We start from the raw sequence: 16,969 nt of genomic DNA, 5'->3' as shown, positions 1-16,969 counted from the left end.
CGATGATCTCGCCCGTCGCGACGCGACGGCTCGCCGTGCTCGGCGCGGGGGTGATGGGTGAGACGGTGCTGTCCGGCCTGCTGCGGGCGGGCTGGACGCCGGAACGGATCGTCGCCACGGACCGGCGGGTGGAGCGTCAGCACGAGCTGGTCGAGCGGTACGGGATCGCCATGCTCGACAACGTCGAGGCGGCCGCCTGGGCCGACACCGTCGTGCTCGTGGTCAAGCCGCAGGACATGTCCGACCTGCTCACCGAGATCGGGCCGGCGCTCGCTCCGGACACCTTGGTGGTCTCCCTGGCCGCCGGTGTCGACACCGCCACCATCGAGGCGCAGCTGCCGGCCGGCGTCCCCGTCGTCCGGGTGATGGCGAACACTCCGGCCCAGGTCGACGAGGGGATGGCCGCCATCTCGGCCGGAACGCACAGCGGCGACGACGAGCTGCGGAGGGTGACCGAGATCCTCTCCGCGACCGGGCGCGTGGTCAGCCTGCCCGAGCGCTACCTGGACGCGGTCACGGCCCTCTCCGGCTCCGGACCGGCGTACCTGTTCTTCGTCGTCGAGGCGATGATCGAGGCGGGCGTGCACCTCGGGCTGCCCCGCGACACCGCCACCGAGCTGGTCGTGCAGACCATGCTGGGCTCGGCCAAGCTGCTGCGCGAGACCGGCGAGCACCCGACCGTGCTCCGGGAGCGGGTGACGTCCCCGGGCGGGACGACCGCCGCGGCGATCCGGCAGCTCGAGGACCACAAGGTGCGGGCCGCGTTCCTCGGCGCGATCGAGGCCGCCCGGGACCGTAGCCGTGACCTGGCCGCCGCCTCGCGTCGGCCGTCCGCCGGGTCGGGAGGATCTTCGTGAAGGGCCGGTTGATCTACTCCGAGGAGCTGAGCCGCTACGACTTTGGCACCGATCACGCGATGGCGCCCGGCCGGGTCGCCAACACGATCTCCCTCGCCCGCCAGCTCGGCGTGCTCGACCGGCTCGACGTGGTGCCGCCGCCGGCGGTCGACCTCGAGCTGATCCGGCGGGTGCACGACGACGACTACATCGCCGCCGTCCAGCGGGGCGAGCCAAACGCCGAGTTCGGGCTCGGCACGACCGACAACCCCGTGTTTCCCCAGATGCACGACATCTCCGCCCTGGTGGCGATGGCCACCGTCGAGGCGGCCCGCGCGGTCTGGACCGGCGAAGCGTTGCGGGCCAGCAACATCAGCGGCGGCCTGCACCACGCCATGCCCCGGTCGACCAGCGGCTTCTGCATCTACAACGACCTCGCGATCGCCATCCGCTGGCTGCTCGACGCCGGCTGCGAACGGGTCGCCTACGTCGACGTCGACGTGCACCACGGCGACGGGGTGCAGGCGATCTTCTACGACGACCCGAGGGTGATGACGGTCAGCCTGCACGAGACGCCGGCCTGCCTGTTCCCCGGCACCGGTTTTCCGGAGGAGACTGGCGGACCCGGCGCCGAGGGTACGGCGGTGAACGTCGCACTGCCGCCCGGCACCGACGACGCCGGCTGGCTGCGGGCGTTCGACGCGGTGGTCCCCGACGTGCTGCGCGCCTTCGCGCCGACCATCCTGATCACCCAGCACGGCTGCGACTCCCACGAGCACGACCCGCTCGCCGACCTCGACCTCTCTCTCGACGGCCAGCGCGCGTCGTACCTGGCGCTGGCTGACCTGGCCGACGAGATCTGCGGCGGCCGGTGGATCTCCACCGGCGGGGGCGGCTACGCGTTGCTGCACGTGGTGCCGCGGGCTTGGACGCACCTGCTCGCCATCGTCAGCGGCGAGCCGGTCGACCCCGAGACCCCCACCCCGGACGCCTGGCGCGCCGAGATCGGCACCTGGGCCCCGCTGCTGATGGGCGACGGGTCGGACGTGTCCTTCGCCCGCTTCGCCGACGGCATCTCACCCGAGAGCCGGGTTGACCAGGCGATCCTGGCCACCCGGCGCGCGGTGTATCCCGAACTCGGGCTCGACCCCGGCTTCTGAGCGTGGGGCGGATTGTGAGCCGCCTGGCGGAAGACGTCAACCATCGACGCGGCGTGTCGACCTGTGAACGCAGATGGGCCTATCGCAAGTGCCCCTGCTACCACTACTCTCACAGCAGTACCCGGGCCGGGCGTGCCGGGGCAGCCGACGAGATGGGGTTCCATGACCGAGAAGTCCACGCCCGAGGGCGTCACCCACATCGGTGACCCGTCGACGAGCTCAGGGCGCGTCCCGGCCGGTTCCAGCCTCTCAGGGGTCACGTTCCTCACCGTCGCCGAGGTCGCCGCGCTGATGCGGGTATCCAAGATGAGCGTCTACCGGCTCATCCACGCCGGTGAGCTCGAGGCCGTCCGCTTCGGCCGCAGCTTCCGGGTCCCCGAGTCGGCCGTGAACGCCTACCTCAAGGACGCCTTCTACGAGACCGGCTAGATCGGTTAACCAGACCGCCTGACCTCGCGCCCGCTCAGTCCCCCCGGGTCCTTCCCGGACCCCCACTTCACAGGCTCGCGGCCGACTTAACTGGTGCGCGCGCAGCAGCAAAGTCGGCCGCCAGCCTGTGAAGTGACCGTCCGGGCTCCGCCCCGGACAGGGAGCTGCGGCCAGGCTCCGGGCCGGGGCTGGGGTCAGGCTTGGGGGGCCTGGATGACGAAGCCGAGCTGGTGGGCGCCGGGCCAGAGAGCGTGCTCGGGCAGGACGTCCATCCCACAGGCCCGTGAACCCACGCCGTGCACGGCGGCGTCGAGGAACAGGTAGGTGTGGTCGCTGGCCGGCAGCTCGTACGGGTGGCCGGCGGCGGCCACCTGCTGGGGGGTGTGCCGGCTCAGCGTGAAGCCCGGCCGGTGCCCGTCGACGGCGGCGAGGACCCGCAGCCGGAGACGTTCCGTACCGCCCGCGGAGACCTGCAGCTGGCGCAGGGCCGGGCGGTGCCCGGTCTCCTGCGGCCGGGAGTAGGTCACGTTGAGCTCGTCCACTCCGGCCGAGAACCGTCCGACCCGGGACGCCCCCGCGGTGTCGGGGTAGGCCTCCAACGGTCCGGTGCCGAACCAGTCGGCCGAGTCGAGCTCGGCAGGCAGGTCGAGGCGGACGCCGACTCGAGGCCAGGTGCAGTCCCAGCCGACGGTGGGCACCAGGTCGACGTAGCAGGCCAGCTCGTCGGCGAGCAGCTGCCAGCGGTAGGTGACGTCGACGAACAGGCCGCTGTTGGCCGCACTCACCCGAACGGTGCTGACGACCTCGTCCACACCTTGGCGTAGCTCCACCTGGCGGTGCACCAGCCGGTCCAGGCCCCGTTCCTGCCAGCGCTCGGCCGACGACGGGCCGGGAACGCCCAGACCGAACGGAGTGGCCTCGGGCGCCACGTCCTCGTACGAGCCGAAGCCGGCGCCGCGGTCGTTGTCGGTCGGCGCCCGCCACAGCTCCAGCCGGGGACCGTCGACGGCCAGGCCGTGCAGCGAACTCAGCCGGCCGGTCCCGGCGTCGAAGACCGCCGGGCCCAGCTCGAGCACGTCCCCGGCTGCGGCGGAGACGAGCTCGGTCCGACCGGGTCGGGGCAGCGTCATCACCGGTACGGAGGCGGGCTGAGCCCACTGCTGCCGGGCGACCACGTGCCCCGCCGGCGCCCAGAGCGCGTCGGCCACCAGCTCGGCGCGGACCTCGAGCCAGGCCTCGGCGCCGGGAGTCCCCGCACGTAGCGACTCCGGGACGGCGACCCTCGCCGATGCTCCCGGCGCGAGGTCGGGCACCGTCAGCTCCTCCTCGCTGTCGGGTCCGCCGTCGACGATCCGGGTCGCGACGAAGCGCAGGTGGTCGGTCCCCACGGTGTGGGCGTGGTTGCGCACCGCCAGCTCGTCGCCGTCGAGGACGAACCGAACCGGCGCGTGCACGGCGGCAAAGTCGGCCACGGCCGGGGTGGGGGAGTCGTCCGGGAGCAGCATGCCGTCCATCACGAAGTTGCTGTCGTGCACGACCTCGTCGAAGTCGCCGCCGTAGCCGTAGTAGGGCGTGCCGTCGGGGGCGTGGGTGAGCAGGCCGTGGTCGCGCCACTCCCAGACGAAGCCGCCGTGCAGCCGCGGGTACGTCTCGGCCAGCGCCTCGTACTCGGCGATCGCGCCGGGGCCGTTGCCCATGGCGTGCACGTACTCACACATCAGGAACGGCTTCGTCCGCACCCGCTGGGCCTCGGCCGGAGCGTCGGTGTAGCGGATCCCACCGGTCTGCTGGCCGATCGCGGCGACCTCGATCAGGCTCGGGTACATCCGGGAGTAGATGTCGGTGTACGCACAGGTGTAGTCGCCCTCGTAGTGCACAGGCCGGTTCGGGTCGCGACGGCGGACCCACTGGGCCATCGCGGCGAGGTTGCGACCGGTGCCGGACTCGTTGCCCAGCGACCAGATCACGATGCAGGGGTGGTTCTTGTCCCTCTCGACGGTCCGCTCGATCCGGTCCAGGAAGACCTCGGCCCAGCGCGGGTCATCGCTCGGGTTGTCGGCCCAGCCGAGGTGCTCGAAGCCGTGCGTCTCCAGGTCGCACTCGTCGATCACCCAGAAGCCGAGCTCGTCGGCCAGGTCGAGGACGCGCGGGTGCGGCGGGTAGTGGCTGGTGCGGATGGCGTTCACGTTCGCGCGCTTCATGGTGATCATGTCGGCGCGGGCGTGGGCCTCGTCGAACACCCGGCCGCGGACCGGGTGGGTCTCGTGCCGGTTGACGCCACGGAAGCGGACTGAGGAGCCGTTGACCGTGAACTGGTCGCCCTCGATCCGTACGCGGCGGAAGCCGACGCGGACGGTCACCGTCTCACCGGTGCTGGCCACCTCGCAGGTGTAGAGGCGTGGGGTCTCCGCGCTCCACGGCTCCACCGGACCGACGTCCGCGAGCTCCAGCGCGTCGGCGTCGGCGTAGCTGGCCTCGAAGCCGAGCTCGGGGATCCGGACCGTGACGGGGTACGCGGCTCCGGACGCCCGCAGCAGCGGCTGCAGGGTCCCGTGACCGTTGGGCTCGAGGTCGGTCCGCAGCCAGACGTCGTCCAGCGCGCCGGCGGGGCGGCCGAGCAGGGTGACGTCGCGGAAGATACCGGGCAGCCACCACTGGTCCTGGTCCTCGACGTAGCTCATCGACGACCACTGGTGCACCCGGACGACCAGCTCGTTCTCACCGGTGAGCAGCGCCGCGGTGACGTCGAACTCCTGCACGAGCCGGCTGCCCTTGCCGATCCCGACCTCGGTGCCGTTCAGCCAGACGCGGTAGACCGACTCGACTCCGTCGAAGCGCAGCAGCACCTGCTCGGCCTCCCAGCCGGGGTGGTCGAACGTACGGCGGTGGTCGGCGGTCGGGTTCTCGTCCGGCACCCACGGCGGGTCGACCGGGAAGGGGAACTGGACGTTGGTGTAGATCGGTCGGCCGCGGCCGGCCTCCAGCGGCAGCGCGCCGTCGGGGCCGAGCACCCAGTGCGAGGGGACGGTGATCCTCTCCCAGTCCCCGCTGGCGTCCGGCGCCCCGTCGCCCAAGCCGAGGTGCGACGGGTGCAGCCGGAACTGCCACTCACCGTTCAGGCTCAGCTGGGGGGCGTTGCTGGGGAGCCAGGCGCGCGCGGCGGAGCGCGATCCGGAGCCCGGGCTGTGGTCGACGACGTAGCTGGTCACAAGGTCGAACGTTAGCCGTCGCTACCGACAACTCGCGTCCGGGAGGGTGGCCTCACGGTTCGCGCGGGCCCGGTCCCGCCAGGTAGCATGCCGTAGTTGTCCGGCTCCGAGCCGGGAGTCCGACAAGCAGTCCAGGCCCTTGCGTCCCGAGTGAGATTGGGGTGTGGCCGGACATCGAAAGGTTGTTCATCGTGGGTTCGGTCATCAAGAAGCGCCGCAAGCGGATGGCGAAGAAGAAGCACCGCAAGCTGCTCAAGAAAACCCGCATTCAGCGTCGCCGCGCCGGCAAGTAGGCGCAGCGACACGACCCCGGTGACCAGGTCACCGGGGTTTCCGCTGTCCGCAACGACATCGATGCGGTCGACGGTGGCATCGCTCGTGGTCGTACGAACATCCGGAGATGACCAGCAGCACAGGTTCGCGCGGGTCTTGACAGCCGGTAAGCCCTCGTCCCCGGATTCTGGCGCCGACTTTGGGGGTTCCGATCGCCGACCGCGAGCGGCGTCCGGGCCAGCAGCGTCGACCACGCCGCCGCCGGCCGGCCACCGACCTGTTCAACCAGGCGGACGCGAAGGGCAGTCGCGACGACCTCGGTGCGGACAGCCGCCTGGTCACGACCTCAAGCCCGACGGCCCAGGTTCGTGGCCGCACGTCCGCAGCTGCTGACGCGGGTCTTAGCCTGACGAGGTGCTGGGGCCGGAGCTGGTGCTCGTGCTGGCGCTCGCGGTCTTCACCGCGGCACTGGCCCGGACGCGTCCGGTCACTCCGAGCCCCCCGCCGCGGAGCCGGCCGGGACTGGTCGACCCGGAGACCATCCGCGGTCTCGCCCTGCTCGGAGCGGGCGCCCTCGGGGTGCTGACCGTCGCCGTCCTGACCGTCGGGATCGTCGGACGCACGGACCTGGCCGAGGGCCTCGCCGTGATCGGACTGTTCGGCTACGCGGCGTACCTCGCGCTGGTGGTGCCGCTGTCGGGTTGGCTGTCCCGCCGCTGAACCCGACCTGTCAGCCCCTCACAGGGCTCCGGCACTCTGAGGTGTTGACCAGTCGGCTCAGGGAGAGTCAGCGGCGCAGCAGCCGCCGGATGGCGACCCCGACGGCCACGACGCCGCCCGCGCTGCCGGCTGCTCCGGCGCCCAGCAGTCCAGCCCGAGCGGCGCGCCGACCCCGGCGGTAGTCGCGGACCTGCCAGCCGTGCTCGGCGGCGTGCCGCTTCAGCCGTCGGTCGGGGTTGATCACCGACGGGTGGCCGACCACCGAGAGCATCGGCAGGTCGTTGTAGGAGTCGGAGTAGGCGAAGCAGTGGGCGAGGTCGAGACCCTCACGCTCGGCCAAGGCACGGATCGCCTCGGCCTTGGCCGGACCGTGCAGCAGCTCGCCCCGCAGCTGGCCGGTGTAGACCCCGTCGACGTGCTCCGCGGTCGTGGCGAGAGCGCCGTTCATGCCCAGCCGGGCGGCGATGATGCCTGCGACCTCGACCGGCGCCGCCGTCACCAGCCAGGCCTGCTGAGCGACGTCGAGGTGGGACTGGGCGATCGCCCGGGTGCCGGGCCAGATCCGGCGCGAGAGCGACTCCTCGTAGACCTCGGCCCCGATCTCCTCCAGCTCGGTCACGGTGTGACCCTCGATGAAGGAGAGGGTGGCGCGGCGCGCGTCCTCGATGTGGTGCGGGTTCTCGCGGCCCGCGACCCGGAAGTAGACCTGCAGCCACAGGCCACGCAGGATCACCCGGACGGGGAAGAAGTCGCGTCGATACAGGCCCTTGGCCAAGTGGTACAGCGATGCGCCCTTGATCATCGTGTTGTCCAGGTCGAAGAACGCGGCCGCCTGCGCGTCCGGCTCCAGCGGCATCTGGGAGCTCCGACGGCCACGGCCGGTGCGTCTGACCTCCACGGCGGAGGCGCCCACGGCACCCAGCGGGTGGGCCTCCGGCCTGGGATCGGTCACCGAGTCAGACTAGTGCTCGAACGCCCGGTTCAGGACTCTCCTCGGGCCCGGCCTGACGGTCGCTGGTCCAGCGAGGGCGCTGTGCCAGACTCGGCTCGTGCAGCAGGAGGAGCCGACCCCGGTCAACCTTGCCGACCTGGTGGCGGCCGGGGCGCGTCGGCACCCGGACGCGCCGGCGCTGGTGCAGCCCGGACCGATCCGGACGGAGCTGACCTGGGCCGAGCTCGAGCGCCGGGTCACTCAGACCGCCGGCGGCCTGGCGGCGGCTGGACTGCTCGCCGGGGCGCGGCTCGCCCTGCTCGGACCCAACTCGGTCGCTTTCGTGGTCGGCTATCTCGCCGCCCTGCGGGCCGGCGTGGTCGTCGTCCCCCTCAACCCGCAGTCCACCCGGCCCGAGCTCGAGGCGTTGCTGGCCGACAGCGGTGCCCGGCTGCTGCTGGCCGACCCGGCCCTGACGCCCGACGACGTACCGGGGGTGCGGACGTTGTCACTGACCGACGAGGGCCTGGCTGCGCTCGTCGGTGAGGTGCCGGTGAGCTCGCCGCAGGACCCCGAGAGCCTCGCGGTCCTGCTCTACACCGCCGGTACGTCGGGCCGGCCCAAGGCCGCGATGCTCAGCCACCGCGCCCTGATCGGCCACGTCGAGCACATCCACGCCCTGGGCCTGCTGACCCCGGCGTCCACGGTGCTCGCCAGCCTGCCGCTCTTCCACGTCTTCGGCCTCAACGCGGTCCTCGGCAGCTGGCTGCGCGCCGGCGCACGGATGGTGGTGGTCGACTCGTCGACGCTGGAGGCCCACGGCGTCGACCTCGCCGACCTGGTGCGCGCCGAAGGGGTCACCAACCTGCCGCTCGCGCCGCCCACCCTGCACCGGCTGCTGGCCGAGGACGCGCTGGCCGCGGGTCTGGGCCGGCTGGAGACCGTCGTCTCCGGGGCCGCCCCGCTGCCTGAGGAGCTGGCCCGTGAGTTCACCGCCCGGACCGGCGTCGAGGTCGCGCAGGGCTACGGGCTGACCGAGGCCGCACCGGGTGTGACGGCCACCATCGGCGCGGCCCGGCGCGGGCCCGGCCACGTCGGTCGCGCGCTGCCCGGGGTGGAGATCCGAGTCGGCGACGGCAGCGACGCGACCGAGCCGGGCGAGATCGCCGTCCGCGGGGACAACCTGTTCTCCGGCTACTGGCCCGAGGGGGCTGGCGGTCCGGACGCCGACGGCTGGTTCGCGACGGGCGACCTCGGCTACCTCCTGGACGGCGAGCTCTTCCTGGTCGGCCGTTCCCGCGAGCTGGTGATCGTCAACGGCTTCAACGTCTATCCCGCCGAGGTCGAGCAGGCGATCGACGAGCTGGCCGAGGTCGCGGCGGTCGCCGTCGTCGGCCGGCCGGACGCCCGTACGGGAGAACAGGTGGTGGCGTTCGTCGTACCGGAGGAGTCCATCTCGGCCGACGAGCTGGCCGCCCGGGTCGCCGCCCACTGTGAGCGGCGGCTCGCCCGCTTCAAGCGGCCGACCGTGCTCGAGGTCGTCGACGAGCTGCCCCGCGGGGCGACCGGCAAGGTCCGCAAGGGACTGCTCCGCGAGCTGGCCGACACGGCGGGCTCCCGGTGAGCCGGACAACCTCCTCGAGGCGCCTTCGACAGGGTCAGGGCGCATGAGGGACCCGGACGCGGTGACCGGCGCCGCCCGGGTGCTCGTGCTGACCCGCCCCGGCTGTCACCTCTGCGAGGCGGCCGTCGCCGTGGTGGCGCAGGTCTGCGCCGAGACCGGCAACCGCTACGAGACCCGCGACATCACCACCGACGCCGACCTGCTGAGGCGCTACACCGACGAGATACCGGTCACCTTCGTCGACGGCGCCCAGCACGACTTCTGGCGCGTCGATCCCGCCCGGCTGAGCGCCGCCCTGGCCCGGCACTGACGAGACAGTGCCTGTGGTCGCGCGAGCGACCACTGACGCGGACAGCTCAGGTATTTGGGGGGCGTTCACCGGGCTCTGTAATGTTGGGCCGTTGGCCTCCCTGCCGAAACCAGCACCTGCCGAAACATATTCAGGAGACGTGTGTCCGCCGAGACGTTGGGCCAGGTGCGCAGCAGCGCCGCCCCTGACGCAGTCGACCCTCTCCTCCCGCCCCCGTCGGCGTCCAAGGGCATCCCCGGGGCGACCATCGCCCGGCTGCCGGTCTACCTCCGGGTGCTGAACGCGCTGGACAGGCTCGAGACCGTCAGCAGCGGCACGCTCGCCGAAGCCGCCGGGGTCAGCCCCGCGCAGCTGCGCAAGGACCTCTCCGCTCTCGGCTCGTACGGCACCCGGGGCGTCGGCTACGACGTGGCGTACCTGCGGGTCCAGATCGGACGCGTCGTCGGGTCGGCGCAGGAGTGGCCGGTCGTCCTGGTCGGCATCGGCAACCTCGGCACGGCGCTGGCCAACTACTCCGGCTTCTACTCCCGCGGGTTCCGCGTCGTCGGCCTGGTCGACCCCTCGCCGGCCCTGGTCGGCGTCCGCATCCACGGCCTCGCGATCACCGACCTGGTCGACCTCGAGCAGGTCGTCGCCGACACCGGCGCGGTGATCGGCGTCATCGCCACCCCCGCCGAGGCGGCGCAGGGGGTCGCGGACCGGCTGGTCGCGGCCGGTGTCTCGAGCATCCTGAACTTCGCCGCGACCGTGCTCGCGGTGCCTGACGGCGTGCACGTGCGCAAGGTGGACCTGGGCCAGGAGCTGCAGATCCTCGCGTATCACGAGCACCGCCGGACGGGCACCCCCGCAGCTGACCCGGCGGCCGTCCTGGTCGCCTCCGAGAGCACGGTCCACCCGAGAGCAGGGACGAGATGAGCATCCTGGTGGTGAGCGTGTCGCACCGCTCGACGAGCGTCGGCATGTTGTCGCGACTCGCGATGGATGCAGCGACGGCGGGCAAGCTGGCCGACCAGCTGGTCGCCTCCGACCACATCGACGAGGCCGTGGTGCTCTCGACCTGCAACCGGACCGAGCTCTACACCTCGGTGTCGCGCTTTCACGGCGGCCTCGACGACGCCGTCCAGTCGCTGGCCGAGCTCGCCGGGCTCAGCGTGGACGAGCTGCGGACGCTCTGTGCGGTCTACTTCGATGAAGGCGCGGTCGCGCACACCTTCTCGGTCGCGGCCGGCCTGGACTCGGTGGTGCTCGGTGAGAACCAGGTGCTCGGCCAGGTCCGTGCCGCGCTCACCTTGGCCCAGCAGGAGGGCACCGTCGGGACCGTGCTCAACTCCCTCTTCCAGCAGGCGCTGCGGGTGGCCAAGCGGGTGCAGACCGAGACCGCGATCGGCTCGGCCGGCCGGTCCCTGGTCAGCGCCGCGTACGACCTGCTGACCGCCGAACGGGGCGATCTCGCCGGCCGCCGCGTGCTGGTGGTCGGTGCCGGCGCGATGGCCGGACTGGCCGCGCGGACGGCGGCGGCGGCCGGGGCGTCGGTGAGCTGCGCCAACCGCACCCTGGTCAAGGCGGAGCGGTTGGCCGAGGCCGTCGGCGGCCGGGCCATCGCCCTGGACGACCTCGACGAGGCCCTCGCCGAGACCGACTTCCTCATCACCTGCACGGGAGCACGTTCAATGACCATCGGGGCCGACCAGCTGGCGGGTACGCCGGTCACCGGCGTCGTCGACCTGGCGCTGCCGCCTGATGTCTCCGAGGACGTGCACACCCTCGGCATCAGCCTGGTCAACCTCGACCGGTTGGCCGCCCGGTACGACCAGTCGGGTGGCTCGGAGCTGGGCGACGGCGACGCCGTCGCGGAAGCGCGGTCGCTGGTCCGCACCGAGGTCCGCGACTTCCTCGGCCTGCGCCGGGCCGCCCAGGTCGCGCCCACCGTGGTGGCCCTGCGGTCGATGGCCTCGGAGGTCGTCGCGGGGGAGATGAGCCGGCTGATCAGCCGGCTTCCCTCCCTCGACGCCCGCGAGCGGGACGAGGTGCAGCGGACCGTCCGGCGGGTGGTCGACAAGCTGCTGCACACCCCGACCGTGCGGGTGCAGGAGCTCTCGGCCGACCCGGACGCCGTCGACTACGCCGCCGCGCTGCGCGAGCTCTTCGCGCTCGACCCGCAGAGCGTCGCGGCCGTGATGTCGGCGGAGGTCTCCACGCCGTGACCGCCACCTCCGTGGGCCCCGAGCCTGCGGTCGCCGGGCGCCCGGTGCTGAAACCTCCCGTTCTGCGCCCCCCTGTCCTGAGACTGGGGGCGCGGACGTCCCCACTGGCGCGGGCCCAGGTGCACGCGGTCGCGGACCTGCTCGGGGCCCACGGTGTCGCCACCACCTACGTCGGGGTGACGACCCGGGGCGACGTCGACCAGCGGCTGCTGACCGAGATCGGCGGCACGGGCATCTTTGCCGGAGCCGTCCGCGACGCCCTGCGCCGCGGTGAGATCGACGTCGCCGTGCACTCGCTCAAGGACCTGCCCACCGCCTCGGACGACGATCTGGAGGTGGTGGCCGTCCCGGTGCGGGAGGACACCCGGGACGTGCTGGTCGGCCGGCACCTGGACGACCTCGACGACGGGCTCACCGTCGGCACGGGCGCTCCCCGGCGAGCCCTGCAGCTCCAGGAGTGGGCCACCGCGCAGCGCCGCCAGGTGTCCCTGGTCCCGGTGCGCGGCAACGTCGACACCCGGCTCGACCTCGTCCGGCGCGGCTCGGTGCACGCCGTGGTGCTCGCCGCGGCTGGCTTGCGCCGGCTCGGCTACCTGACCGCAGACCACCCGGACGCCGCCACCGGCGCCGCCGCCGTCACGGTCACCGACCTGCCCGGTGACCTGCTCGGTCTCGACGTCATGCTGCCGGCGCCCGGTCAGGGTGCGCTCGCACTCGAGGTCTCGCGGTCCCTCGACCCGAGGCTCTTGGACCTGGTCCGCGCCCTCGACGACCCGGCCAGCCACGCCGAGGCGCTGGTCGAGCGGGGCTTCCTCGCTCGGCTGGAGGCCGGCTGCACGGCTCCGGTGGGTGCGCGCGCGGTTGTCAAGTCGGTCCGTGGTAAAAGGCTCGATTTGACTCTGGCCGCGGTAATTGGGAGAACACTAGTAAGCAACCTGTCGGAGCCGACCTCAGCTGGCCCCGCCATCCGGCTCGACGTCCAAGGGTTCTCCTCCGACCCCCGGGATTTCGGGTCCAGGCACGCAGCCGAGGTACTGACCAGATTGCGATCCCACGAGTGACCCGCTTCCCTGCTGCCAGCTGATCGGCACCGGACAACAGAACGCGAGATACGTCAGTGAGCTCATCCTCGGTGCACCAGCCCCGGACCCCCACCGCCACGACCCGCGCCACTCGAGGACGCGTCATCTTTGTCGGCACCGGCCCCGGCGACCCCGACCTGCTCACCCTCGGCGCCATCGCCGCCCTCGCTGACGCCAGCGCGGTCATCCTGGACAGCGAGCGTCAGTCCGAGATCCTGTCCCATCCGGCCATCACGCTCGCCGAGGGCGCCGAGGTGACCACGCTCGGCAGCAACGAGGGCGGCCGTCCGCTGTCCGCCTCGGCCCGGGCCAAGATCGTGCTGCGGCACGCGGCCGCCGGTTCGCGGGTGGTCCGGCTGGTCACCGGTGACCCCTTCCTGGACAACGCGGTGGCCGACGAGGCGGCGGCGTGCGTCCGCGGCGGCATCGACTTCGAGGTCGTCCCCGGCGTCTCCAGCCTCACCGCCGTGCCCGAGTACGCCGGCATCGACCTGATCCACGCGGGCGGGGTGCAGTTCGCCTCCGTGACCGACGGCAAGTTCAGCAAGGCCAACACCGGACAGTGGGGCAGCGCCGCGACCATCGTCGTGAGCACGCTGGTCTCGATGGTCGGCGGGCTCGTCGACGCGGCGCTCGCGGCCGGCCGGGCCGGCGACGACCACGTCATCGTCACCCTGCACGGTGGCAGCACCGAGCAGATCACGCTGCCGACCACGCTGACCGGGCTCGTCGAGACGGTGTCCGCGGTGAAGGCTCCCGGCCTCGACCCCCTGCACGTCATCGTCGGCGCCGCGGCCGAGCAGCGCCGCGAGCTCAGCTGGTATGAGTCCAAGCCGCTCTTCGGCTGGCGGGTCCTGGTGCCCCGCACCAAGGACCAGGCCGGGCCGATGGTGGCCCGGCTGCGCACGTACGGCGCGCACAGCGAGGAGGTCCCGACCATCTCGGTCGAGCCGCCGCGGAGCCCGCTGCAGATGGACAAGGCCCTGCGCGGTCTGGTCGAGGGCCGCTACGAGTGGGTCGCCTTCACCTCGGTGAACGCGGTCAAGGCGCTGCGGGAGAAGTTCGACGAGTACGGGCTCGACGCACGCGCGTTCTCCGGGCTCAAGGTCGCCGCCGTCGGTTCGGTGACCGGCGCCGCCCTGCAGGCCTGGGGGATCGAGCCCGACCTGGTGCCTAGCGGCGAGCAGTCCGCTGCCGGCCTCGCTGCGGAGTTCCCGCCCTTCGACGAGGTGCTCGACCCGATCAACCGGGTCTTCCTGCCTCGCGCCGACATCGCGACCGAGACCCTGACTGCCGGCTTGACCGCCCTCGGCTGGGAGGTCGAGGACGTCACCGCCTACCGCACCGTCCGGGCGACGCCGCCGCCCGCCCCGGTCCGCGAGGCGATCAAGACGGGCAAGTTCGACGCCGTCGTCTTCACCTCCTCCTCCACGGTCCGCAACCTGGTCGGTATCGCCGGCAAGCCGCATCCCTCGACGATCATCGCGGCCATCGGCCCGGCCACGGCCAAGACGTGTGAGGAGCACGGGCTGCGGGTCGACGTGGTCGCCGGCAAGCCGTCGGTGGTCGACCTGGCCGACGCGCTCGCCAGCTTTGCCGCCGAGCGTCGAGACGGCTTCCTCGCCGAGGGCGAGCCGGTGCTCAAGCCGTCGCAGAGGCGTACGTCACCCCGCCGTCGGGTGTGATTGTCGGAGGGCGGCGCTAGGTTGGACAGGCCATGAACTCCCAGTCTGAGAGCGCCCCGCTGACCATCAGATCCCGTCCTCGGCGGCTGCGTACGTCGCCGGCGATGCGCTCGATGGTGGCGGAGACGAATGTCGCTCCGCGCCAGCTGGTGCTGCCCGCGTTCGTGGCGGAGGGACTGTCCGAGCCGCGGCCGATCTCGTCGATGCCCGGCGTCGTCCAGCACACCCTCGACACGCTGCGCAAGGCGGCGGTCGAGGCCGCGCAGGTCGGGCTGGGCGGCATCATGCTCTTCGGGGTGCCCGAGCACAAGGACGCCCGGGGCACCGGCGCGGTCGACCCGCACGGCATCCTCACCGAAGCCATTCGGGCGGTCCGGACGGAGGTCGGTGGCGACCTGCTGGTGATGTCGGACGTCTGCCTGGACGAGTTCACCGACCACGGGCACTGCGGCGTGCTCACCCCGTCCGGCCTGGTGGACAACGACGCGACCGTGGCGATCTACGCCGAGATGGCCGTGCTGCACGCCGAGGCTGGCGCCCACGTCGTCGGCCCCAGCGGGATGATGGACGGCCAGGTCGGGGCGATCCGCGACGCGTTGGACGCCGCCGGGCTCATCGACACCACCATCCTGGCCTACGCCGCGAAGTACACCTCCGCCTTCTACGGTCCGTTCCGCGAGGCGGTCGGGTCGTCGCTGACCGGCGACCGCAAGACCTACCAGCAGGACGGCGCCAACGTGCGCGAGGCGCTGCGCGAGGTGGCGCTGGACCTCGCCGAGGGCGCCGACATCGTGATGGTCAAGCCGGCCCTGGCCTACCTGGACGTGATCCGCGCCGTCCGCGAGGCCGTCGACGTGCCCGTGGCCGCGTACAACATCTCCGGCGAGTACGCCATGGTCGAGGCCGCTGCCGCGAACGGCTGGATCAGCCGCGAGCCGGCCATCGCCGAGACGCTCACCTCCATCCGCCGCGCCGGCGCCGACATCGTGCTGACCTACTGGGCCCAGGAGTGGGCACAGTCGCTTCGCGACGACAGGCGAGGAGAGCGCGAGCGCTCACGCGTTGTTGGTTCCGGCGAACCAAGCCCTCCTTCGTCGAGACGGTTCGACGGTCGGACTGCGTCCGAGGCGGTGGCCACATGACCTCGACGGCGAAGCCGAGGACCGACACCCGGTCGGCGGCGCTGTTCGCGCGCGCCCAGACCGTCACCCCCGGCGGGGTCAACTCACCCGTCCGGGCGTTCCTCTCCGTCGGCGGCACGCCCCGCTTCATCGCCAGCGCCACGGGCCCGTACCTCTACGACGCCGACGGCAACGAGCTCGTCGACCTGATCTGCTCCTGGGGCCCGATGCTGCTGGGCCACGCCCACCCCGAGGTGATCGGCGCGGTCGCCGAGGCGGCGTCGCGCGGCACCTCCTACGGCGCCCCGACCACCGCCGAGGTCGAGCTCGCCGCCGAGATCATCGACCGGACGCCGGTCGAGCAGGTCCGGCTGGTCAACTCCGGCACCGAGGCCACCATGTCGGTGCTGCGGCTGGCCCGCGGCATCACCGGTCGGGACAAGATCATCAAGTTCGCCGGCTGCTACCACGGCCACGTCGACGCGCTGCTGGCCGCCGCCGGTTCCGGGGTCGCCACCCTGGCCGCTCGTAGCGGGTCATCCTTTTCCGGCGACGCCGCGGTCCCCGGATCGCCGGGGGTCACCGCCGCCACCACCGCTGACACCATCGTGCTGGCCTACAACGACCGCGCGGCCGTGCGTGAGGCGTTCGCGACGTACGGCGACCAGATCGCCTGCCTGGTCACCGAGGCGGCCGCCGGCAACATGGGCGTCGTCCCGCCCGGGGTGGAGGACGGGGTCGGTTTCAACGCCTTCCTCGCCGACATCTGCGCCCGGCACGGGGCGCTGTTCGTCTCCGACGAGGTGATGACCGGCTTCCGGCTCACCCGCTCGGGTCAGTACGGCCTCGACGGCGTCGTCCCGGACCTGATGACCTTCGGCAAGGTGATGGGCGGCGGCTTCCCGGCGGCGGCGTTCGGCGGCCGCGCCGGCCTGATGCAGCACCTCGCCCCGGTCGGCGGGGTCTACCAGGCCGGCACGCTCTCGGGGAACCCGGTGGCGGCCACGGCCGGCCTGACCACGCTGCGGCTGGCCACCGACGAGGTCTACGCCCACGTCGACTCCGCGGCGCTGCGGCTGCAGGCCGAGGTGACGGCGGCGCTGTCGCACGCCGGCGTCCCGCACGTCGTGCAGGCGGCCGGGAACCTGTTCAGCGTCTTCTTCGTGCCCGACGGTGTGACCGCCGTCCCGGACTACGCCACGGCGGCCCGCCAGGACACGGCCGCGTACGCCGCCTTCTTCCACTCGATGCTCGACTCCGGCGTCTATCTGCCGCCGAGCGCCTTCGAGGGCTGGTTCCTCTCCGCCGCCCACGACGACGCCGCGCTCGACCGAGTGGTCAGCGCGCTCCCGGCCGCCGCCGTGGCCGCCGCGAGAGGATGAGCC

Annotated in this window: 15 protein-coding genes; 13 read left to right on the top strand and 2 right to left on the bottom strand. The window is 72.4% G+C overall.

What is annotated here, in order from left to right; translation table 11 throughout:
- Window positions 1-2 precede the first annotated feature (2 nt).
- From proC to ACFE76_RS03155, 3 genes are all read left to right on the top strand, one after another.
- On the top strand, window positions 3-857 hold the full coding sequence (gene proC / locus ACFE76_RS03165) for a pyrroline-5-carboxylate reductase (RefSeq protein ID WP_375430283.1): 855 nt from the start codon (window positions 3-5) through the stop codon (window positions 855-857).
- A complete protein-coding gene (locus ACFE76_RS03160) occupies window positions 854-1,996 on the top strand; it encodes an acetoin utilization protein AcuC (protein ID WP_375430282.1) in 1,143 nt (380 codons plus the stop codon). Before proC ends, ACFE76_RS03160 begins: the two co-directional genes overlap by 4 nt.
- A gap of 198 nt (window positions 1,997-2,194) precedes the next feature.
- A complete protein-coding gene (locus ACFE76_RS03155) occupies window positions 2,195-2,425 on the top strand; it encodes a helix-turn-helix domain-containing protein (protein ID WP_375430343.1) in 231 nt (76 codons plus the stop codon).
- A 194-nt stretch (window positions 2,426-2,619) separates the two neighbouring features.
- Here ACFE76_RS03155 and ACFE76_RS03150 read toward each other — a convergent pair whose 3' ends face one another.
- A complete protein-coding gene (locus ACFE76_RS03150; RefSeq protein WP_375430281.1) occupies window positions 2,620-5,634 on the bottom strand; it encodes a glycoside hydrolase family 2 TIM barrel-domain containing protein in 3,015 nt (1,004 codons plus the stop codon).
- 191 nt (window positions 5,635-5,825) lie between these two features.
- Here ACFE76_RS03150 and ACFE76_RS03145 point away from each other — a divergent pair, with 191 nt between their 5' ends.
- Together ACFE76_RS03145 and ACFE76_RS03140 are read left to right on the top strand one after the other, a co-directional pair.
- Window positions 5,826-5,927: a 30S ribosomal protein bS22 gene (locus ACFE76_RS03145; protein WP_002550589.1), complete on the top strand. Its 102-nt coding sequence runs from the start codon at window positions 5,826-5,828 to the stop codon at window positions 5,925-5,927.
- A gap of 394 nt (window positions 5,928-6,321) precedes the next feature.
- Complete coding sequence (locus tag ACFE76_RS03140) at window positions 6,322-6,627, top strand: hypothetical protein (RefSeq protein WP_375430280.1); 306 nt, start codon at window positions 6,322-6,324, stop codon at window positions 6,625-6,627.
- Between the two features lie 67 nt (window positions 6,628-6,694).
- On the opposite strand, the gene ACFE76_RS03135 is transcribed toward ACFE76_RS03140, so the two are convergent.
- Window positions 6,695-7,579, bottom strand: a complete 885-nt coding sequence (locus tag ACFE76_RS03135; protein ID WP_375430279.1) for an HAD family hydrolase — start codon at window positions 7,577-7,579, stop codon at window positions 6,695-6,697.
- Window positions 7,580-7,676: 97 nt separating this feature from the next.
- On the opposite strand from ACFE76_RS03135, the gene ACFE76_RS03130 reads away from it, so the two are divergent.
- From ACFE76_RS03130 to hemL, 8 genes are all read left to right on the top strand, one after another.
- On the top strand, window positions 7,677-9,182 hold the full coding sequence (locus ACFE76_RS03130) for a class I adenylate-forming enzyme family protein (RefSeq protein ID WP_375430278.1): 1,506 nt from the start codon (window positions 7,677-7,679) through the stop codon (window positions 9,180-9,182).
- A 43-nt stretch (window positions 9,183-9,225) separates the two neighbouring features.
- Complete coding sequence (locus ACFE76_RS03125) at window positions 9,226-9,492, top strand: glutaredoxin family protein (RefSeq protein WP_375430277.1); 267 nt, start codon at window positions 9,226-9,228, stop codon at window positions 9,490-9,492.
- A 231-nt stretch (window positions 9,493-9,723) separates the two neighbouring features.
- Window positions 9,724-10,407 (top strand): redox-sensing transcriptional repressor Rex, encoded by a 684-nt coding sequence (locus tag ACFE76_RS03120; protein ID WP_375430342.1) that lies wholly within the window; start codon window positions 9,724-9,726, stop codon window positions 10,405-10,407.
- Window positions 10,404-11,696: a glutamyl-tRNA reductase gene (locus ACFE76_RS03115; RefSeq protein ID WP_375430276.1), complete on the top strand. Its 1,293-nt coding sequence runs from the start codon at window positions 10,404-10,406 to the stop codon at window positions 11,694-11,696. The genes ACFE76_RS03120 and ACFE76_RS03115 overlap by 4 nt, the downstream gene beginning before the upstream one ends.
- Window positions 11,693-12,757, top strand: a complete 1,065-nt coding sequence (gene hemC / locus ACFE76_RS03110; RefSeq protein ID WP_375430275.1) for a hydroxymethylbilane synthase — start codon at window positions 11,693-11,695, stop codon at window positions 12,755-12,757. Before ACFE76_RS03115 ends, hemC begins: the two co-directional genes overlap by 4 nt.
- A gap of 56 nt (window positions 12,758-12,813) precedes the next feature.
- A complete protein-coding gene (locus ACFE76_RS03105; protein ID WP_375430274.1) occupies window positions 12,814-14,463 on the top strand; it encodes a uroporphyrinogen-III synthase in 1,650 nt (549 codons plus the stop codon).
- Between the two features lie 32 nt (window positions 14,464-14,495).
- A complete protein-coding gene (gene hemB / locus ACFE76_RS03100) occupies window positions 14,496-15,605 on the top strand; it encodes a porphobilinogen synthase (RefSeq protein WP_375430273.1) in 1,110 nt (369 codons plus the stop codon).
- A complete protein-coding gene (hemL, locus tag ACFE76_RS03095) occupies window positions 15,602-16,966 on the top strand; it encodes a glutamate-1-semialdehyde 2,1-aminomutase (RefSeq protein ID WP_375430272.1) in 1,365 nt (454 codons plus the stop codon). Before hemB ends, hemL begins: the two co-directional genes overlap by 4 nt.
- Window positions 16,967-16,969: the final 3 nt, after the last annotated feature.

Source organism: uncultured Friedmanniella sp., from assembly GCF_964244005.1.
GTDB lineage: Bacteria > Actinomycetota > Actinomycetes > Propionibacteriales > Propionibacteriaceae > Microlunatus.
Note: the sequence above shows the minus strand (reverse complement) of the source record. Positions and strands in the feature narration are given on the sequence as shown.